Annotated in this window: 1 pseudogene; it reads right to left on the reverse strand. The window is 84.9% G+C overall.

The features are described from left to right. Nucleotides 1-131 (reverse strand): annotated as a pseudogene (locus A4V12_RS38300) (TetR/AcrR family transcriptional regulator); the annotation flags it as partial. Nucleotides 132-457 lie beyond the last annotated feature (326 nt).

The raw sequence follows: 457 nt of genomic DNA on the forward strand, positions 1-457 counted from the left end.
CCCCCCCCCCCGGCGCGGCGGGCGATGTCCTCCAGCTCCGCGTCGGTGCCGTGCTCCGCGAAGGCGGTCCGGCCCTCGCGCAGCACCCGCTCGTAGTTGCGGCGGGCGTCGGCGCGCTTGGGGCGCGGGGCCCCCGGCCTCCCGCCCCCCCCCCTCCCCCTCGCCCTCGCCCCCCCCGCCCCCCACGCCGGCCACGGCGGGGCCGCCGCCGACCGGCGGGACCCCGGGGGCCCCACGGAAGGGGCCCGTGAGCGCGCCCCCCCCCCCCCGGCCGTCCCGGCCGCGGCCCGGTTCCCCCGCCGATGCCGGCACCGCCGAGGCGGTCCGCGTGCTGCGCGCAGCCGTCCGGGCGCTGTTCGCCCGGGCGGTCCCGGGCAGCCCCCGCCCCGACGGCTCCGAGCCGCCGCCGGGGGAGACGGCACTTGGCCGTCTCAACGAAGCGGCCGCCGCCGCTCCC

Source organism: Streptomyces noursei (genome assembly GCF_001646665.1).
GTDB lineage: Bacteria > Actinomycetota > Actinomycetes > Streptomycetales > Streptomycetaceae > Streptomyces > Streptomyces lavendulocolor.